The sequence below is a fragment of the Alkalibacterium sp. m-11 genome (assembly GCF_054658155.1).
This window is the reverse complement of record NZ_BAAGIR010000456.1, coordinates 1-283: the sequence shown is the minus strand read 5'-3', so window position 1 is coordinate 283 and position 283 is coordinate 1. Positions and strand designations below refer to the sequence as shown.

The window sequence follows — 283 nt, the reverse complement described above, 5'->3', positions numbered from 1 at the left end:
AAGCATTATGGTGTTAAGTCAAGAGAATAGATTATAAATAGACAACCTAATTTCATAAAAAAGGGTGCACTGAACTAAACCGCCACGCATTCGAAAATACGTTCGGTTTATGTCTTCGGATAGTCGTCCTTAAGAAATAGTTTCTCTTAAGACTCCATCGCCTCCGATCTTGCGATATAGAGTTGGTGATCGCTTAGGAGTGCAAACACCAGACGCACTAATTTTCGTGCAGTTAAGACGAGGGCTCGTTTGTGTTGTGTTTTCGGTACTTCTTTATATTTTT

1 pseudogene is annotated in these 283 nt (G+C 39.2%); it reads right to left on the bottom strand.

Annotation, left to right across the window (positions count from 1 at the left end):
* Nucleotides 1-146: 146 nt before the first annotated feature.
* Nucleotides 147-283 (bottom strand): annotated as a pseudogene (locus tag ACYQ2O_RS13170) (IS110 family transposase); the annotation flags it as partial.